The 1,714-nt window shown below is 44.1% G+C and carries 1 protein-coding gene; it reads right to left on the bottom strand.

The features are described from left to right. A partial coding sequence (locus tag BIZ37_RS30050) for a bifunctional aspartate transaminase/aspartate 4-decarboxylase (RefSeq protein WP_187464661.1) occupies window positions 1-1,139 on the bottom strand: 1,139 nt, incomplete at its 3' end. Window positions 1,140-1,714: the final 575 nt, after the last annotated feature.

The following is a 1,714-nucleotide window of genomic DNA, read 5'->3' on the forward strand; positions in this document are numbered from 1 at the left end:
ACGCCACGGCTCTCGGCAACCATGCGGTCAATAAACTTGATAGTGCGTGGTTCTGGTGTCAGTGTTTTGTAGCGCTCATCCAGCAGTAGCTTTTGCTCTTCGCTCTGCATGCGTAGTGCATCGTCGAATACGTTGTCGTGTTGGATACCAATAACACCTAAGCGCCAGCCTGTTGCACCGAAGTACTTAGAGAACGAGTACACACATAGCGTGTTGTACGGACATTTTGCAAAGAGAGAGACGAAGTCATCAGCAAATGTACCGTATACATCATCAGTGATGATGAATAGATCTTTGCGTTTGGTCTCCACCAACTCGGCAATGTTATCCAGGGTTTCGTCAGACATTTTCACTGACGCTGGGTTAGCCGGGTTCACTACACAGAGTAGTTTGATGTCAGTGTCTTCAAGCTTGGCAATTTCTGACTTTGGTAGCTGCCAGGTCACTTCGTCAAGACGTAGCTCAACAATTTCCAACTCGTATTCTGCCAACTCTGGGATTTCCAGGTACGGCGTGAAAATTGGCGTGATAAGGGCAATTTTGTCACCTTTTTTCAGCAGGCCGTTGTTGAACATAGACTGGAAGCTGTAAGTCATTGAGGCGGTACCGCCTTCGGTTGCAAACAGGTCAAAATCATTAGTCATTGGCAGTTTGCCGTACATTTCCTGGCCGATGTACTGCTTAACAACTTGCTCGATGTTGGTCAGCATGCGATCTGGCACTGGGTAGTTACAGCCAAGGAAGGCATTCACTAGCTCGTTCAGGAAGATATCTTTATCAATGCCCAGACGGTCTTTGGTGTAGCTCAGCGCTTTTTGTAGGAACTGAACACCTTCTGCGTTGGCGTGCTGCTTGGCAAAAGTATCGAAACGTTCAACAATCCCGTATCCATCAGGAATGCCACCGAAACCACCGTTAAGGTAAGAGTAGGTACGCTCAGACTCTTCAAGGGCAAAGTCACCCAGACGCAGGAAGGCACGGCGTGGCAAAGTCGCTAGGAAGTTAGGGTTACCACGACCGGCATCAAGCAGGGTGCGATCAGGTACCGTTTGTGCCACTTCAATCAGTTTGTCTTTCAGTTCGAAAGGGCTTAGGTCTGCAAATTTTGAAAAGTCGATAGTTTTAGTTTCAGTCGTCATAATATTTACTCTTAGAAGGCGTAACTTAATTACTGGAAAATTGGTGGTTATAAAATTTCTTTAAGCCAACTCTCTTGGTGTGTGGGTATATTAAGCTTGGAAGGGTTTTTTCTAAACTCGCTGTTGTATGATTGAATCCTCTTTATTTTTTAAAGTTATGTTTTTTAATGTTTTGTATTTATTTTGGTGTGGTTTTTAATTGGGTTTTTAATTGTATCTTTGGGGTGGCTTAAACATTGTTTAGTTTTATTTGTTAATTGGTTGTGTAAGCCATAGTTATATAAAGAGATATTGAATATAAGCTGCATGGATAATATGTAGAGAGGGGGTTAAATTTCGGGAGGCGATTGGAGGGTTAGTTAATATCTTTGAAAGGCAATAAAAAAGCTGCCGTAGGAACGGCAGCTTAATAGTGGTTATGCTTGTGTCGCAGTCACGAAGTTGTTGTAGTACTCATCAAGCACTTTACGGGTTTCGCGGCCAATCAACTCGTACTCGTGGTGAGTCAGGTTCGCCAGTGATACTCGGACTGAACCGTGTACCACATCAAAGCCTTTACCCGGTAGTAGAATAAC

Origin of the sequence: Photobacterium sp. BZF1 (assembly GCF_014349205.1) — a bacterium.
Classification (GTDB): Bacteria; Pseudomonadota; Gammaproteobacteria; order Enterobacterales; family Vibrionaceae; genus Photobacterium.